Source organism: Neobacillus mesonae (assembly GCF_001636315.1).
GTDB classification, from domain to species: Bacteria; Bacillota; Bacilli; order Bacillales; family Cytobacillaceae; genus Neobacillus; species Neobacillus mesonae.
In genome coordinates, this window is record NZ_KV440949.1 from 2,852,689 (window position 1) to 2,869,506 (window position 16,818).

Annotated in this window: 16 protein-coding genes; 15 read left to right on the top strand and 1 reads right to left on the bottom strand. The window is 40.3% G+C overall.

All coding sequences use genetic code 11. The annotated features are described in order from the left end of the window. Nucleotides 1–579: IS256 family transposase (locus A6749_RS13540; protein WP_180321128.1), on the bottom strand; the 579-nt coding region annotated here is incomplete at its 3' end. Between the two features lie 381 nt (nt 580–960). On the opposite strand from A6749_RS13540, the gene A6749_RS13545 reads away from it, so the two are divergent. From A6749_RS13545 to A6749_RS13615, 15 genes are all read left to right on the top strand, one after another. Beyond that, entirely contained in the window at nt 961–1,260 is a 300-nt protein-coding gene (locus A6749_RS13545) for a DNA-directed RNA polymerase subunit beta (protein WP_066390265.1), read from the top strand. Between the two features lie 90 nt (nt 1,261–1,350). Further along, entirely contained in the window at nt 1,351–1,785 is a 435-nt protein-coding gene (fabZ, locus tag A6749_RS13550; RefSeq protein ID WP_066390266.1) for a 3-hydroxyacyl-ACP dehydratase FabZ, read from the top strand. Nucleotides 1,786–2,394: 609 nt separating this feature from the next. Then, nucleotides 2,395–2,667: a sporulation transcriptional regulator SpoIIID gene (gene spoIIID / locus A6749_RS13555; protein WP_007086083.1), complete on the top strand. Its 273-nt coding sequence runs from the start codon at nt 2,395–2,397 to the stop codon at nt 2,665–2,667. 195 nt (nt 2,668–2,862) lie between these two features. Then, nucleotides 2,863–3,864, top strand: coding sequence for a rod shape-determining protein (gene mreB / locus A6749_RS13560; RefSeq protein WP_066390268.1), 1,002 nt, complete (start codon nt 2,863–2,865; stop codon nt 3,862–3,864). A 172-nt stretch (nt 3,865–4,036) separates the two neighbouring features. Further along, on the top strand, nt 4,037–4,936 hold the full coding sequence (gene rocF / locus A6749_RS13565; RefSeq protein WP_180321129.1) for an arginase: 900 nt from the start codon (nt 4,037–4,039) through the stop codon (nt 4,934–4,936). Between the two features lie 232 nt (nt 4,937–5,168). Next, a complete protein-coding gene (gene sigW, locus A6749_RS13570) occupies nt 5,169–5,732 on the top strand; it encodes an RNA polymerase sigma factor SigW (protein ID WP_066390270.1) in 564 nt (187 codons plus the stop codon). A gap of 14 nt (nt 5,733–5,746) precedes the next feature. Further along, the gene (locus tag A6749_RS13575) at nt 5,747–6,370 is read left to right on the top strand and encodes an anti-sigma factor family protein (RefSeq protein WP_066390272.1); all 624 of its coding nucleotides are present in this window, start codon (nt 5,747–5,749) and stop codon (nt 6,368–6,370) included. A gap of 133 nt (nt 6,371–6,503) precedes the next feature. Further along, nucleotides 6,504–7,325, top strand: a complete 822-nt coding sequence (gene cdaA / locus A6749_RS13580) for a diadenylate cyclase CdaA (RefSeq protein WP_066400956.1) — start codon at nt 6,504–6,506, stop codon at nt 7,323–7,325. After that, on the top strand, nt 7,325–8,575 hold the full coding sequence (locus tag A6749_RS13585) for a CdaR family protein (protein ID WP_066390275.1): 1,251 nt from the start codon (nt 7,325–7,327) through the stop codon (nt 8,573–8,575). The genes cdaA and A6749_RS13585 overlap by 1 nt, the downstream gene beginning before the upstream one ends. 34 nt (nt 8,576–8,609) lie before the next feature. Continuing rightward, nucleotides 8,610–9,959: a phosphoglucosamine mutase gene (gene glmM, locus A6749_RS13590; protein WP_066390279.1), complete on the top strand. Its 1,350-nt coding sequence runs from the start codon at nt 8,610–8,612 to the stop codon at nt 9,957–9,959. A 434-nt stretch (nt 9,960–10,393) separates the two neighbouring features. Further along, nucleotides 10,394–12,196 carry a glutamine--fructose-6-phosphate transaminase (isomerizing) gene (gene glmS / locus A6749_RS13595; RefSeq protein ID WP_066390281.1) on the top strand — a complete coding sequence of 601 codons (1,803 nt, stop codon included), beginning with the start codon at nt 10,394–10,396 and terminating at the stop codon, nt 12,194–12,196. Nucleotides 12,197–12,874: 678 nt separating this feature from the next. Then, nucleotides 12,875–13,225 carry a DUF485 domain-containing protein gene (locus A6749_RS13600; protein WP_066390286.1) on the top strand — a complete coding sequence of 117 codons (351 nt, stop codon included), beginning with the start codon at nt 12,875–12,877 and terminating at the stop codon, nt 13,223–13,225. Further along, on the top strand, nt 13,222–14,775 hold the full coding sequence (locus A6749_RS13605; protein WP_066390290.1) for a solute symporter family protein: 1,554 nt from the start codon (nt 13,222–13,224) through the stop codon (nt 14,773–14,775). The genes A6749_RS13600 and A6749_RS13605 overlap by 4 nt, the downstream gene beginning before the upstream one ends. A gap of 380 nt (nt 14,776–15,155) precedes the next feature. Further along, nucleotides 15,156–16,121, top strand: coding sequence for a sensor domain-containing diguanylate cyclase (locus A6749_RS13610; RefSeq protein WP_066390291.1), 966 nt, complete (start codon nt 15,156–15,158; stop codon nt 16,119–16,121). Between the two features lie 212 nt (nt 16,122–16,333). Continuing rightward, a complete protein-coding gene (locus A6749_RS13615) occupies nt 16,334–16,732 on the top strand; it encodes a DoxX family protein (RefSeq protein WP_066390293.1) in 399 nt (132 codons plus the stop codon). Nucleotides 16,733–16,818 lie beyond the last annotated feature (86 nt).

The window sequence follows — 16,818 nt, forward strand, 5'->3', positions numbered from 1 at the left end:
ACGATCAGTAATGGCACTAGCGATGTACACTGCTTTTGAGACAACCCGGTTGTGTTCCCGGACCTTTATATACATGGCATCCGCAAAAACATAAGGATAATACATGACATTTAAAGGTCGCTTGGACCATTCGTTAATAATGGGGTCAAGCTTTTGGGTAAGGGACGATACAAACGACTTTGAGATGTTTTCCCCACAGAGCTGCTCGACAATGTGAGTGACCCTCCGGGTCGAAACGCCGTTAATAACCATTTCAAGCATGGAGAGAACTAGAGCTTGATCACAACGCTCATACTTTTCAAAGACCGAAGTAGAAAATTCGCCATTTCGGGTCCTGGGTACCTTCAGCTTTAACTTGCCAATACCTAGAATCAATTCACGTTCATAGTAACCGTTTCGGTAGTCCCGGCGCTCCGCAGATCGTTCATAGGCAGCCACCTGTAAATAATCGTCCCTTTCTTTTTCCATAAATTCATTAAGAACTAAGACAAGCGCTGATTTAATCACCATATCTAGGTTAGAATTGATGACGGATTCTTTTAAAAGGTCCATATCTAGGTTAAACTGTAAGTGAGTCATTTTTATTCCTCTTTTCATTGTTTATCGTGGTTGAAAACAGTGTTGCCAAGAGTGAATAAAATGACTCTTTCTTTTTACACAATTATATGGACTTTATCGTCTTGGATACAAAACAGCATAAAAAATAAACAAAACTGTCACCAATAAGCCGTCTTAAAGCACAAAAACCACGTAGAAACCCCATCAAATATATGATCCCCACTAAATTCTTTTAAATTTTCCACAAAAAGTTAATGTCGAATCCAGAATAATTTTTTATAATAAAAGAATATGGGTGAAAATTAATCGAGTCCTAATCGGAAATTGGTTATAATATAAAGTAACTATCTAGATCCGTAAGCAATAACAAAAAAACGGATTCCGGCAAAAGGGGAATAAAGAATGGCTTTAAATCAGGAACAAGTAAATACGAGGGAAGAATATAAAAAAACAAAGTCTCAATCGGTTCAGAAGAAAGACCAAAAGGAAAAGACGGAAGCAGCGGAGAAAGTAACTAAACGAATCAGAATCCGTCTAATTCCGATATGGCTGCGTCTCATCTTGTTGGTCGTCTTTATGGTTGTAGGTTTAATCGGGGGGACTGTTGTCGGATATGGAGTGCTCGGCGGCGGGAAAGTGGCAGATGTGTTTAAGCAGTCCACGTGGACACATATTATAGATTTAGTCGATAAGGAGAAATAATAAGGGAGGGGCGTGATGGCCCTTCCCTTTTTCATACTTTTAATAGTAAAATAAAGTTATTATGTAGTATTAGTAGGAGGTACTAACCAAATGCTTGATATTGATCAAATTAAAGACATCATCCCACACCGTTATCCATTTTTACTTGTGGATCGCATTTTAGAAGTAGAAGAAGGAAAACGTGCGGTAGGCATCAAAAATGTTTCTGCCAATGAGGAATTTTTCAATGGACATTTTCCAGAATACCCAGTTATGCCCGGGGTATTAATTGTAGAAGCACTTGCGCAGGTAGGGGCAGTTGCCGTTTTAAAAAAGGAAGAGAACCGAGGCCGCCTAGCATTTTTTGCAGGAATTGATAATTGCCGATTTAAAAAGCAAGTTAAGCCTGGCGATCAGCTTCGGCTTGAGGTTGAAATGGTTCGTCTGCGCGGACCAATTGGCAAAGGTAAAGCGGTGGCAACCGTAGATGGAGAAATTGCTTGTGAAGCGGAAATCACTTTTGCTTTAGGCGAGAAAAAAGAATAGATCGTTCGTAAATTGTAAATAATTGGCCGGGAGGAAATTCCCGGCTATTTTTTGTTGAAATTTAAACAGCGGACAAGGTATGTTTAGCAAAGAATATTAGTAAAACCGCTATTTAAAGCCAAAGAATAGTTCGACAAATTTCTCAGGAAATATTCCAAGAAATCAGCTATTTCCAAGAAAAGTCTTGGAGACTAGCGCTTTTCCCGCTGCAATTAGTGTTGTCGAAAAAAGGTAGGAATACTGGGGGTTTTAATTAAATCCTCTAGACCTTGTCCCGTTTGTCTAATTTGTGCATAAACCCTTATCCAAGCTAATACAATGATTACAAACCTTTACAAAGAGAGTGTTTGAGGTGAGGAGTCGTTTGAAGTTAGCGGGAATTCAGCCGGGGACATGATTATTCATCGTATGATTCAGAAAGAATAACTTTCTGCCGCATGGTGCCTGACACCCAATTCTGTCGTCGGGACTGTCCACTCCACGTGGACAAATGTCTTTTTGTGGTGCCTGACACCAATCAATATTTCCACCATGCGGATGCAGTATTTCGTCACAGTGATAAGCGGGTCTCATTTCACACTCCACATCCAATTTAGGGAGGGCGAGAGTGTGCACGATTACATCAAAGAGAGGACTATCAAGATTGGAAAGTATATCGTGGAGACGAGGAAAACGGTTCGCGTTATTGCGAAAGAGTTTGGCGTATCCAAAAGTACAGTCCATAAGGATTTAACTGAGAGGCTTCCTGAAATTAATCCTGAGCTTGCAAACGAGGTAAAAGAAATTTTAGATTATCATAAATCGATCCGTCACTTAAGAGGCGGGGAAGCGACCAAAATGAAATACCAGAAAGAAGAAAAGGAGGGAGAGGCGGTAAAATAGCAGCTGATCTAATTAGTGTAAATTTCAAACCGTCTTTCCAGTCTAACCCAATGTATTCTTGAAATCCTCGGATTCCGACACTATTCATCAAAAATTTACATTTACCAATGAAAATGTTATGGAATTTGTAATAAATATGGTAGAATAGACAATTAGGAAAAGTATGTGGAATCTTTCGAGGAGGAAAGAGAAGGAATGTTTGCAAGGGATATTGGGATTGATTTAGGAACGGCTAACGTGCTAATCCACGTAAAAGGCCGTGGAATTGTATTAAATGAGCCTTCTGTTGTTGCCATAGACAAAAATACAAATCGTGTTCTAGCAGTTGGAGAAGAAGCACGCCGTATGGTTGGGCGTACTCCTGGGAACATTGTCGCGATTCGTCCGTTGAAAGACGGCGTAATTGCTGACTTTGATGTAACTGAAGCAATGTTAAAGCATTTTATTAATAAGCTGAATGTAAAGGGCTTTTTATCAAAGCCGCGAATCTTAATCTGCTGCCCGACGAACATTACAAGCGTTGAGCAAAAAGCCATCAAAGAAGCTGCTGAAAAGAGCGGTGGTAAAAAGATATATTTAGAAGAAGAACCAAAGGTGGCTGCAATCGGAGCTGGCATGGATATCTTCCAGCCAAGCGGAAACATGGTAGTGGACATTGGAGGAGGAACGACAGATGTTGCGGTTCTTTCAATGGGCGATATCGTTACTTCTTCCTCCATTAAAATGGCTGGCGATAAATTTGATGCAGAAATCTTGAACTATATTAAGCGCGAGTACAAGCTATTAATTGGTGAACGTACATCTGAAAATATCAAAATTAACATCGGAACCGTCTTCCCTGGCTCACGTTCAGAGGAAATGGAAATCCGCGGGCGCGATATGGTTAGCGGTCTGCCGCGTACCATCACCGTTCGTTCCGAAGAGATCGAGCAGGCATTGCGTGAATCAGTGGCTGTCATCGTACAAGCAGCAAAAAGTGTTCTTGAGCGTACGCCGCCAGAACTATCTGCAGACATTATTGACCGGGGTGTTATTTTAACCGGCGGCGGGGCTTTGCTGCATGGAATTGACATGCTGCTGGCTGAGGAACTGAAAGTACCCGTGCTTGTGGCTGATAATCCAATGGATTGTGTAGCAATTGGAACAGGTATCATGCTTGATAATATTGATAAAATTCCAAATCGGAAATTAGGATAAATAGGAAAAAGTCCCATGAAGCAGGCCGTCACGGCCAAATTCATGGGACTTTTTTTATTATGGCCAAACCACCCAAGGCACTTTACGCATATATATACAATTTTCTGTCGAGTTGAGTCATTTCAATGAAAGCGGTTAAAATAAAGGCATATGAATTCAGGAGGAATTAATGATGACTAGGAAACTTTCAATTATTGGAATGCCAATGGATTTAGGACAAATGCGCCGCGGTGTTGACATGGGTCCAAGCGCTATACGCTATGCTGGGGTTTATGAACGCCTAAAACCGTTATTTGACGCAATTGAAGATTTAGGTGACATCCCAATTGGCAGACCAGAGGTATCCGTCGATGAGGAATCGAATTTACGAAATTTAGATCTAGTCGCTGGGAAAAACACCCTGCTTGCCGAAAAGGTGGATGAGGTAATTCAATCCGGGTCTTTTCCCCTTGTACTTGGCGGAGACCACAGCATTGCCATTGGGACTTTAGCCGGGGTAGCAAAACATTATAAAAACCTTGGTGTGATTTGGTATGATGCGCATGGGGACTTAAATACGTCAGAGACCAGTCCATCGGGTAATATTCACGGAATGCCGCTTGCCGTCAGTGTTGGGCTGGGACATGAGCTGTTAACGGATATCGGCGGCTACTCACCAAAAATAAGGCCGGAGCATGTGGTAATTATTGGAGCTAGATCGTTAGATGAAGGCGAGAGAATTTTAATTAAAGAAAAGGGAATCAAAGTTTACACCATGCATGAAATTGACCGCATGGGTATGGCGAAGGTAATGGAAGAGACGATTGCCTACCTGAAAGACAAAACCGATGGCGTCCATCTATCACTCGATTTAGACGGCTTAGACCCAAGTGAGTGTCCGGGCGTGGGGACACCTGTTATGGGCGGCATCAGCTACAGGGAAAGCCATCTGGCAATGGAAATGCTGGAAGAAGCCAAGCTGATTACATCTGCTGAATTTGTGGAAGTAAACCCAATCTTAGACGAAAAAAATAAAACCGCTTCCATTGCGGTTGGCCTAATGGGTTCCTTATTTGGGGAAAAATTATTATAATAAAAAATGGCTGCTTTTTGTATACAAAGCAGCTTTTTTATTTGAAGATTAAAGTAATACTAAGCCCAAAGCGCTATTTTGCTCACCGGCGAAAAAATGAAACAAGTTTTTAGCAGTATTTAGTAATATTTTGTTAAAATTAAAGGTATTGAGTACTAATTTCGTTAAAAACGAAACCTTTTTGCTAACGATTCGTATTATCGGATAGCAGCATTGGAGCTGAGGTAACAGAATGGAAGCAATTGTTAAAAAGAGAATAAAACAAGTTATCAAAGGCGATCAGGATGCCTTTGGGGAAATAGTTGAAATATACAAAAATAGTGTTTATCAGCTTTGCTTCCGAATGCTTGGAAACCGGCAGGAAGCGGAGGACATTGCACAGGAAACCTTCTTGCGCGCCTATGTAAATATAAAATCATTTAACCAGGACCTGAAATTTTCCACCTGGCTGTTTCGAATCGCTACTAATTTATGCATTGACAGGCTGCGAAAAAAGAAACCGGATTATTATTTAGATGCGGAAGTAGCAGGTACGGAAGGGTTGACGATGTACTCGCAGATTCCGTCCGATACACCATTGCCGGAAAAAGAGCTGGAAAGCATGGAACTGCAGGAAACGGTACAAAAGGAAATCTTAAAATTACCGGAAAAATATCGTTCAGCGATTGTATTAAAGTATATTGAGGACTTGTCCTTAAATGAAATCAGTGAAATTCTTGATCTTCCATTAGGAACGGTGAAGACGAGAATTCACCGCGGCCGAGAAGCGTTAAGACAACAATTAAGGTATGTGTAAGAGGTGAAACTGTTATGTGTCCAGAACATATCATCGAACTAATGCATCAATATTTGGACGAGGAAATCGCCCTAGAAGAAGAACAGGTTTTAAGAGAGCACCTCCAAAACTGTAAAGAATGCGAAGTCATCTTTAATGAATTAAAAAAGACGGAAGCTTTTGTTAAAAGCATTTCCAATATGCAGGCGCCTGCTGATTTCACGGCAAATGTCCTGGCCTGCCTGCCGAAGGAAAAGAAAAGAGTTCTGGCCGTGCGCATGTTCAGAAATCATCCGCTCCTTTCCGCGGCGTCCTTGTTTGTCGTCTTAATGATGGGCAGCCTATTTTCTACCTGGAGTCAAGACCAGGAATTCTCCGTTTCCAAGCAAAAAAACCTGGTTGTGAAAAATAATACAGTCATTGTCCCGAAAGGTGAAGTCGTGAAGGGCGATGTAGTGGTGCGAAATGGCAAATTGAAAATTGAAGGCGAAATCCAAGGCAATGTTACCGTCATCCATGGGGAAAAATACCTAGCATCTGCCGGCCATGTGACTGGTCAGATTGATGAGGTAAATGAAGTGTTTGACTGGATTTGGTATCATATGAAAAAATCTGCGAAAGAAGTCGCGGGATTTTTTGACCAGCAGGAAGCGAAATAAAAAACAAATCACTCTACATGGGTGATTTGTTTTTTTAAACTGCAACATAATAATAAGTACAAGCTACTTTATGTTATAATAAATGAGTTGTATGAAAGCAGGCATTTTAAAGCAAAATTACGGAGGAAAAACCATGCCGTTTGCGGATTGGACATTTTGGAAGTATATATCGAGTATTGTTGATATTCTCCTTGTGTGGTATGTCATTTATAAATTAATCAATATAATCAGAGGGACCAAGGCTGTTCAGCTTTTAAAGGGAATCCTGGTCATTTTAATTGTTCGCGTTGTCAGCGACTTTTTCGACTTAACCACGTTGAGCTGGATGATGCAGCAGGTCATCACATATGGATTTCTTGCGATTATCATTATCTTCCAGCCTGAACTGCGGAGAGCGCTTGAGCAGCTGGGACGCGGGAAGTTTTTCTCAAGAAGCACAAGCCCGGTTGAAGATGGACAAGAGAAAACGGTGGAAGCCATTCTTAAGGCAACCGACTATATGGCCAAGCGCCGGATTGGCGCCCTCATATCGATAGAGAGGGAAACGGGAATGAGCGATTACATAGAAACAGGGATTCCGTTAAATTCGCAGATTTCCTCAGAGTTATTAATCAATATTTTTATCCCGAATACCCCGCTTCATGACGGGGCCGTCATAATTCAAAAAAACAATGTAGCTGCAGCAGCATGCTATCTTCCATTATCTGAGAGCCCGTTCATTTCAAAGGAGCTGGGAACAAGGCATAGGGCTGCATTAGGCATAAGTGAAGTAACCGACAGCCTTACAGTTGTCGTATCAGAGGAAACCGGTGGGATTTCGCTTACAAGAAACGGAGAACTACATCGTGACTTAAAAGCAGAAGAGCTAAGAGATATTCTATCCAGCGAATTATTGAATCATTTCAAATCAAAACAGGCTTCTTCAGCTCTTTGGAACTGGAGGGGGAAACACTAATGGATAAATTAATGGATAATCCTTGGTTTATTAAAGTGCTTGCTTTAGTGCTTGCGATATTGCTGTATTCCTCTATACCTCACCCAGGTAAGAAATTAACAGACGTCTATGTGCCTGGAGAGGAAAAGACAGAGACAATCGCTGATTTCCCTGTTAAGGCCTACTATGATACGGAAAACTTAGTCGTATCTGGTATACCTGATACGGTGGATATTCAGTTAAAGGGACCTATTACGCATATTCAGACGGCTAAAGCATTAAGGAATTTCGAAGTATATGTGGATTTGCGGGATGCCCAAATTGGCAGACAAAAGGTGAAGTTTCAGGTGAGAGATTTATCTGACAAAATCAAGGCAACAGTCAAACCTGAATTTATCTATGTAACAGTGCAAGAAAAGGTGACAAGAGAATTTAAGGTAGATGCGGAATTCAGCAGGAGTCAGATTGCCGATGGATACACGGCGGGACAGCCGATTGTTGAACCAAATAATGTGAAAATTACCGGAGCAAAAAGCCTTGTTGATCGGATTTCTTATGTAAAGGCAACAATTGAAGAAGGTCAGAAGCTAAATGAGACGATTTCGAGAACGGCTGAAATACAGGTACTGGATAAGAATTTAAATAAGCTGGCTGTGACGGTAGAGCCGGCAACGGTCAAAGTGACCATCCCAATTAAGGAAAACAGCAAGAAGGTTCCGATTAGCGTTGTTCAAAAAGGAACACCGCAAGAAGGCGTAACGATCGATAAAATAGAACCTGAAACAAGGGAAGCCGTCATTTCTGCTAATGATGATGTATTAAAAAATATAGATAGTGTGCGTGTAGAGGTGGACGTTAGTAAAATAACGGATAACACGACGCTGAATTTACCTGTAATCATTTCAAATGGTGTCATTAAGGTGTCGCCGCAAATGGTGAAAGTGAAAGTAACCGTCAGCAAAGCGGAAGAAACAACAGTCACCCAGGCAGAAGAAACAACAGTCACCAAGGTTCCGATTAAACTAAGGGGGCTGGCTGACAATTATGATGCAGAAATGGATGACCCGAATAATCAAATGATTAATATCCTTGTAAATGGTCCAAGCGCAGCACTAAAATCAATAGGTCCTAAAGATTTCGATGTATTTGTAGATCTTTCAAATTTGGACGAGGGCAGCCACGAAGTCAATATTCATGTTGAAGGACCATCCGATCTGGATTGGAAGCCGGAGCAATCATCTGCAAAAATTACAATAAAAAATAATGCATAATATCGAGCAATTAATGTTGAAGGAGCGGTTTTTAATGGGTAAATATTTCGGTACAGACGGTGTAAGGGGAATAGCAAATAGCGAATTAACACCTGAACTGGCCTTTAAATTAGGTCGATTTGGCGGCTATGTATTAACAAAGGATAAAGCACGTCCTAAAGTCCTAATCGGGCGGGATACCCGTATTTCCGGTCATATGCTGGAGGGTGCTTTAGTTGCCGGTCTGCTTTCCATTGGTGCGGAGGTTATGCGCCTTGGAGTTATTTCGACGCCGGGTGTGGCTTATTTAACAAAGGCAATGGGAGCACAGGCAGGGGTAATGATCTCAGCCTCACATAATCCGGTAGCCGATAATGGAATCAAATTCTTTGGTCCTGACGGTTTTAAGCTGTCCGATGAACAGGAGCTTGAAATTGAAGAATTAATGGATTTACCACAAGATCAACTGCCCCGTCCTGTCGGTGAGGATCTTGGCTTAGTTATGGATTATTTTGAAGGCGGGCAAAAGTACCTGCAATACCTAAAAAATACTGTGGATGAAGATTTCTCTGGCATTCACATTGCCTTGGACTGCGCCCATGGAGCGACATCTTCGCTTGCGACACATTTGTTTGCCGATTTGGATGCGGATCTATCCACAATGGGATCCGCTCCAAATGGATTAAACATCAACGCAGGCGTCGGTTCGACACATCCTGAGGCTCTTGCTGAAATAGTAAGAGAAAAAGGAGCGGATGTCGGTCTTGCCTTTGACGGCGACGGAGACCGTCTGATTGCGATTGATGAACATGGAAATATTGTCGATGGGGACCAGATTCTCTACATATGCGGCAAATATATGAAAGAACAAGGACGCTTGAAACATAATACGATTGTTTCAACAGTTATGAGCAATCTTGGTTTTTATAAAGCACTGGAAGCACATGATCTTCAAAGTGTTGCTACAGCTGTCGGCGACCGCTATGTGGTCGAGGAAATGAAGAAAAACGGCTTTAATTTAGGCGGCGAACAATCAGGTCATATTATTTTCTTGGACTATAACACCACCGGAGACGGTTTATTAACAGGGCTGCAATTAGTCAATATTATGAAGGCAACTAAAAAGCCGCTCTCAGAGCTTGCGGGGGAAATGAAAAAATATCCGCAAAAGCTTGTTAATGTCAGGGTAACTGATAAGCACCATGTAACAGATAATGTTAAGGTGAAAGAGGTCATTGAACAAGTTGAGGCAGAAATGGCTGGAAACGGAAGAATTCTGGTCCGCCCTTCCGGTACAGAACCGCTTGTCAGGGTTATGGCGGAAGCAGCAACGGAGGAGCTATGTACGACCTATGTTGATCGTATTGTTTCCGTAGTTGAAGAAGAAATGGGTATAAAAGAATAAGAAAGCGGGATATGCATAGGGGAACTTTTACTTCCCTTATGCATATTTTATTATGAATGGAAAATACTATAATATTTTTCTAAATGATTGACTAGACTCCCCTTTTTCAGGTAATATTAGTTTGCTTTTGTTTTTAGCTTTATTTGGAGAAAGGAGGGCAGTAACAGAATAGGATTTTCAAAAGCGCCTGGACTAACCTAAGACGAGAGACGGTTAGTTGACGAGGAGGAGGTTTATCGAAGTTTTCGGCGGATACCTCCCGGTTGAACGCACAACCGAAGATTTCTTCTTTAAAACACGGAGGCAACTCTGTGCACAAAGGGAAGAAAATGCGACAAACTGGATTATCAGATCCAAAGACAATAAAACAGAGATAAGGGGGCAAGATAAGCCCTCGGGAAGTTTCTTGCCCCCTTTACCAGGGAGGAAAAGAAATGTGCGGAATTGTTGGATATATCGGAAATAATGACTCGAAGGAAATTTTGCTTCGAGGTTTGGAAAAGCTTGAATATAGAGGTTATGATTCAGCAGGCATTGCTTTAAAAAATGAAGAAGGGGTTCATGTTTTTAAAGAAAAAGGCCGGATTGCTGATCTACGACGTGCCGTAAATGAAACTATTTTTGCGAATATTGGAATTGGCCACACTCGCTGGGCGACACACGGGGTTCCAAGCAAGGAGAATTCCCACCCGCATCAAAGCGCATCAGGCCGGTTTACACTTGTTCATAACGGTGTGATTGAAAACTATGACCTATTAAAGCGTGAATATTTAGCAGATGTACCATTCAAAAGTGAAACAGATACAGAAGTCATTGTTCAGCTTGTGGAAAAATTTGCCATTAAAGGCTTAGAAGTGTCAGAAGCATTCCGTAAAACACTTACGCTTTTACATGGATCGTATGCCCTTGCATTATTAGACGCTGACGATCACGAAACGATTTATGTGGCGAAAAATAAAAGCCCGCTCTTAGTTGGTTTAGGAAACGGCTATAATGTTGTAGCCAGCGATGCATTGGCTATGCTGCAAGTAACGGATCAATTCGTTGAATTAATGGACAAAGAAATTGTCATCGTGAGGGAGAACGGGGTAACCATTCAAAATCTTAACGGTGAAACAATTGACCGCGCTCCTTATACAGCAGAACTAGATGCCAGCGATATTGAAAAGGGCACCTATCCGCATTACATGCTGAAGGAAATTGATGAACAGCCTGCGGTGATACGGAAGATTATTCAAACGTATCAAAACAAACAAGGCGAGCTGACAATTGATGGCGACATCATTGATGCGGTGAATAAAGCTGATCGGATTTACATTATTGCAGCCGGTACCTCCTATCATGCAGGTCTTGTCGGCAAGCAGTTTATTGAAAAAATGGCGAAGGTTCCGGTAGAAGTCCATATTTCCAGCGAATTTGGCTATAATATGCCGTTATTATCGGAAAAGCCGTTGTTTATCTTCATTTCACAAAGCGGGGAAACTGCAGACAGCCGTGCCGTTCTTGTGCAAGTGAAGGAAATGGGCTATCCGGCTTTAACGATTACTAACGTACCTGGATCAACACTTTCTCGTGAAGCAGACTTTACGCTCTTGCTTCATGCTGGTCCTGAAATTGCCGTTGCTTCAACAAAGGCTTATACTGCTCAAATTGCTGTCCTTTCAATTTTAGCTGAGGTTACTGCGAAGACCAAAGGTTTAGAATTTGGTTTTGACCTTATTCATGAACTTGGCTTAGTGGCTAATGCGATGGATGTTCTCTGTGATTCAAAAGAAATTATTGAAATCATGGCAAGGGAATTCCTATCTGTTACCCGCAATTGCTTCTTTATCGGCCGTGGTATTGACTTCTATGTTGGTTTAGAAGGAGCCCTTAAGCTTAAGGAGATTTCTTATATCCAAGCGGAAGGCTTTGCCGGCGGAGAGTTAAAGCACGGAACGATTGCCTTAATTGAAGAAGGCACACCGGTAATTGCACTTGCCACCCAAGAAAACGTAAACTTGAGCATTCGCGGTAACGTTAAAGAAGTTGTTGCCCGCGGCGCCAACCCATGCATCATCTCGATGAAGGGCTTAAACACAGACGAAGACAGCTTCGTCATCCCAGAAGTATACGAATTATTAACACCACTTATCTCTGTAGTACCATTACAACTTTTAGCCTACTACGCATCACTGCACCGCGGCTGCGACGTCGACAAACCACGCAACCTCGCCAAGTCAGTGACAGTAGAGTAGGAAGCACGGGGACGGTTCTTGTGTTTTATATCTATATATACTAGTACGTTGCTTACAAAAGAAACAAGTTATAAATAATAATAACATTCCAAATCCGAAGGTGATTCTAGTATTTTCTAGATTCCCTTCGGATTTTTTATGTAAAAAAACCTCCTGATTCTATCCCCATTCGGTACTGTTCCAGTTTGGTACCAATCAAAATTCCATTAAACACCACGTAATCTTTTTATGGGGCATAGTAGACGCGCTATGGGGTTTTATTAGAAAGATTAGATTTGGAGAGCAACATTTCTTTATTTTGTTGTATTAGGTTGTATAACAACCTTGTTATAGCAACAAATTATTTTGGAATTCGAAACTTTCATGAAGCGAACGTTTGATTGAAGATTTAACCGCACGGTGGTGTGGGAGTTGGGATAATCTCAATCATTGGAAAGGTTGTTATGCTGGTATAATGATTTTTTACTATTCTAAAGATTAAAAAAACTCGTTTACATAAATTTATAGTTATGCTATATTCAGTATGGTATAACAGTTTTTACTATACACGTAGTAAAAATGTACAGTTGATGGCTAAGAAGGGAGGATTACCAAGGATTATCAATAATTGTATTTCATAAAATATATATATCGTAAAATTGTGAGATTTTAAAAATCGTTATAAAATGGGGTGGAGCTATGGAACAAAAAATTCAAGAAATACCTGTACAAAAAGGGCAAAATAATATTTCTTATGAAAGATTAATTCAAACGAAAGAATTCAAAGAGTTGGTCCAAAGGAAAAAATCATTTATTCTTCCAACAACAATCTTTTTTCTGATCTTTTACTTCACATTACCTTTATTAGCCGCTTACACGAAAGTACTACATTCAGAAGTCGTTGGACCTATTACCGGTGTATGGATTTTTGCCGGCTTACAGTTCTTACTTGTCTGGATATGCGGTTTTGTTTATGTTAAGAAATCAGAAAAATATGATAATTTGGCAGGAGTCATATTACATAAGTATAGAAAGGAACTGAGTGAATGAGTATTCTTTCGATTCTGTTATTCGTAGGAATTATTACTTTAACACTGGCTATTACCTATTTTTCTTCAAAGAAAACTAAAAGTACCAGTGACTTTTATACAGCTGGCGGGGGACTTACCGCTACACAGAATGGTTTAGCTATAGCCGGGGATTTTATGTCGGCCGCATCTTTTTTAGGAATAACCGGAGCGATTTCTTTAATTGGATTTGACGGATTTTATATGAGTATTGGGAATCTATTAGGCTTTCTATTCTTACTTTACTTAGTTGCGGAACCGATGCGCAATTTGGGTAAATACACATTGGCTGATATGATTACCGCTCGTTTTAAATCGAATAAAGTTCGAGGTACGGCAGCAGCCAGCACATTAGTTATTTCAATTTTTTACATGATTGCCCAATTAGTCGGCGGCGGCGCCCTGATTAGTTTAATGCTGGGAATCGATTATTGGCTGGCGGTTGTAATTGTAGGAATCTTAATGACTGTATATGTCATTTTTGGCGGGATGACCGCAACAAGCTGGGTTCAAATTACAAAGGCAGTCCTTTTGCTTGGAGGTTCGCTTGTGTTAACCTTCTTAGTATTTGCCAAGTTTGACTTCAGCATCATTAAAATGTTCCAGCAAATTAAGTCAGCTAGCCCATTTGGTGATGGATTAGCGAATCCAGGTAACAAGTACAGTAATGGATTGGATATGATTTCACTAAATATGGCACTTGTCCTTGGAGTTGCAGGGCTGCCGCATTTGCTGATCCGCTTTTTCACCGTAAAGGATGCGGCGACAGCAAGAAAATCAGTATATTATTCTACTTGGTTTATCGGGGCTTTTTTTCTTATGGTTGTCTTTCTAGGCTTTGGGGCAACTGTTTTTGTCGGCTGGGACAACATTATGGCCGCTAATCCAGCTGGGAATATGGCTGCGCCGATGTTAGCGCTTTCGATGGGCGGTGACTTCTTATTTGCCTTTATTTCCGCTGTTGCTTTTGCAACCATCTTGGCTGTTGTTTCGGCTCTTGTGTTAACGTCAGCCTCTGCTTTCGCTCATGATATTTATGGGCAAATTATTAAAAAAGGGAAAATTACAGAGAAACAGCAAATGAAGGTAGCTCGTATTTCTTCCATTGTAGTGGCCATCGCCTCCATCCTTTTAGCATTAGTAGCGAAGAATTTAAATGTGGCGTTTCTGTCCGTGCTGGCTTTAGGGATTGCGGCAAGTGCCAACCTGCCTGTGATGTTATGTACGATCTATTGGAAACGCTTTAATTCAACAGGTGCTGTAACAGGAATGTTAGTAGGGTTAATCAGTTCGGTTGTACTTGTTTTGTTAAGCCCGAATGTCTGGAACCCAGAAGCAGGTAAAGCAATTTTAACAGGAGATCCTTTATTTCCATTAACCAATCCAACTATTTTTACAGTCCCGCTTGGATTCATTGGAGCATATTTAGGAACTGTCCTATCAGCTAGGAAGAAAGCTAATACAGGATACTTTGAAGAAGTATTATTTAAAACCAACACTGGATTTGGAATAAGCGCTCCTGAAAAACACTAAAGATTAAGTGAGGCAAAGGGACGGTTCTTGTCCTTATGTCCCCCTGAGTTCCTTTCATAAGAAAAAATTTATTGTCGCGTCCGAAGGTTTTCCGGTATCAAATCCGGAGGGCCTTCGGTATTTTTATGCAAAGATTGTCATCGCCAAGGTATTGTACCTTACTAGAGCAGCTTGAAAAAACGGTTAAATAAGGAAAAAACACTATTCCTGCTTGTGTTCTTTTTTGGTCTACTATAATATTCAAATATGAGAGGAATTGGTTATTAAGAACTATGATGGGGGATTTTTCCGACCCAGAAACAAAAGTGGAGAAATTAAAATAGATAAAGACACTTTTTAACTTAGGTATAACTTTTATTTATAGAGTAGGAGAATTTGTTATGTGGGCGATATATTTCTTCATTGGTTTCTTTGCTGCTATAGGAATCTCCCAATTATATTTTCAATATGTAAGGATAAAATCGAAGAAGATGCTTGAAAACCAGCAGACCATCTTTCAATTAGTTGAGGGATCTAAAGATGTAATCTATCATTTTGATGTAAAACCAGGAATAAAATTTAGATATATAAGCCCTTCTCTTGATAAGTTCTTAGGACCTGGAACAATTAAAGAGGCTTTTGAAAGACCGGATGCACCCTTTGAAAGAATTCATCCCGATGATTACGACAATTTATGTAAAAAAATAAGTGGCAAGCTTGATTATAATCAAATTTTAATACAACGATGGAAAGATAATGAAGGTATTTACAGGTGTTTTGAAGAGTTTGTTACTCCAATTTATGAAAAGGGTCAAATAGTAGCGGTTCAGGGAATTATGAGGAATATCGATGAAAAAATAAAACTGCAGCAAGATTTAGAATATCGAATCTATCATGATGCTTTAACAGGTATATACAACCGGGAGTATTTTGAAAATATTTTTACGAAATATGACGAAGAAATAAATTCCCCAATAGCTATCATCTTGTGTGATTTAGATGAGTTAAAATCTACTAATGATAACTTTGGACATAAAAAGGGAGATGCCCTTATTAAGGCGGCTGCGGAACTGTTAAATCAATTTTCCTCTGAAACGATTACTGTGGCAAGAATAGGCGGTGACGAATTTGTGCTGCTCGCTGAAAATAAGGATGAAATTGATATAGAGCAAATGGTTAATGATATCTTAAAAGAGATTGATCGTTATAACGACAGAAGATCAGAACAGCTGATTAAAATGTCAATTGGCTATTCCTTATCTTCATATTCACTTGGGCATATATCGGAAGTGTTTTCCGAAGCTGACAAGAATATGTATAAGGACAAAGTTCGGAGAAAGCAGCTAATTGTGGAGAGAACTGAGTAATTATACAGCACCGTGCTGTGATCAGTCCTTCTGCATCATAAAGCAGAAGGACTAATCTTTTTTACTATTGACATAAAGGTTTTTACGTAGTATTATTATCTCGAATTCGAGATAATTTTGTTTATGAAAATAGCACAGAGCAAAAATTAATTAATTTTTTTTGATAATATATCTTGAATTCAAGATAAATTAATATTTAGGAGGATTTTAAGATGATAAATCTTGGTTTGTTAATAATTCGGTTAGTAATCGGGGTTTTATTTATTGGCCATGGTGCGCAAAAATTGTTTGGTTGGTTTGGTGGCTATGGCTTAAAAGGTACAGGTGGCTGGTTTGAATCCATCGGCATGAAACCGGGAGTAACCATTGCCTTGTTCGCAGGATTAGCGGAACTTATTGGCGGCATTTTGTTTGTGCTGGGACTCTTAACTCCGCTGGCAGGAATTATGATTGCTGGAACCATGGTCATGGCGATTGTGAAGGTGCACGCTGCAAACGGGTTATGGGCAACATCAAATGGCTATGAATATAACCTAACGTTGCTTGCAGTTGCGATTGGTATAGCTTTAATCGGTCCCGGTCAATATGCTTTAGACGCATTTTTATTTTAAAATATCTCGGTTTCGAGATAAGCACACTGGATAATGAATACAATGGACTATACAAAGTTGATACTTAAATATAGAAGGAGCGAATT

Coding starts and splice junctions, on each gene's coding strand:
- A6749_RS13545 (WP_066390265.1), top strand. CDS start 961: ATGGCTTTAAATCAGGAACAAGTAAATACGAGGGAAGAATATAAAAAA.
- fabZ (WP_066390266.1), top strand. CDS start 1,351: ATGCTTGATATTGATCAAATTAAAGACATCATCCCACACCGTTATCCA.
- mreB (WP_066390268.1), top strand. CDS start 2,863: ATGTTTGCAAGGGATATTGGGATTGATTTAGGAACGGCTAACGTGCTA.
- rocF (WP_180321129.1), top strand. CDS start 4,037: ATGACTAGGAAACTTTCAATTATTGGAATGCCAATGGATTTAGGACAA.
- sigW (WP_066390270.1), top strand. CDS start 5,169: ATGGAAGCAATTGTTAAAAAGAGAATAAAACAAGTTATCAAAGGCGAT.
- A6749_RS13575 (WP_066390272.1), top strand. CDS start 5,747: ATGTGTCCAGAACATATCATCGAACTAATGCATCAATATTTGGACGAG.
- cdaA (WP_066400956.1), top strand. CDS start 6,504: ATGCCGTTTGCGGATTGGACATTTTGGAAGTATATATCGAGTATTGTT.
- A6749_RS13585 (WP_066390275.1), top strand. CDS start 7,325: ATGGATAAATTAATGGATAATCCTTGGTTTATTAAAGTGCTTGCTTTA.
- glmM (WP_066390279.1), top strand. CDS start 8,610: ATGGGTAAATATTTCGGTACAGACGGTGTAAGGGGAATAGCAAATAGC.
- glmS (WP_066390281.1), top strand. CDS start 10,394: ATGTGCGGAATTGTTGGATATATCGGAAATAATGACTCGAAGGAAATT.
- A6749_RS13600 (WP_066390286.1), top strand. CDS start 12,875: ATGGAACAAAAAATTCAAGAAATACCTGTACAAAAAGGGCAAAATAAT.
- A6749_RS13605 (WP_066390290.1), top strand. CDS start 13,222: ATGAGTATTCTTTCGATTCTGTTATTCGTAGGAATTATTACTTTAACA.
- A6749_RS13610 (WP_066390291.1), top strand. CDS start 15,156: ATGTGGGCGATATATTTCTTCATTGGTTTCTTTGCTGCTATAGGAATC.
- A6749_RS13615 (WP_066390293.1), top strand. CDS start 16,334: ATGATAAATCTTGGTTTGTTAATAATTCGGTTAGTAATCGGGGTTTTA.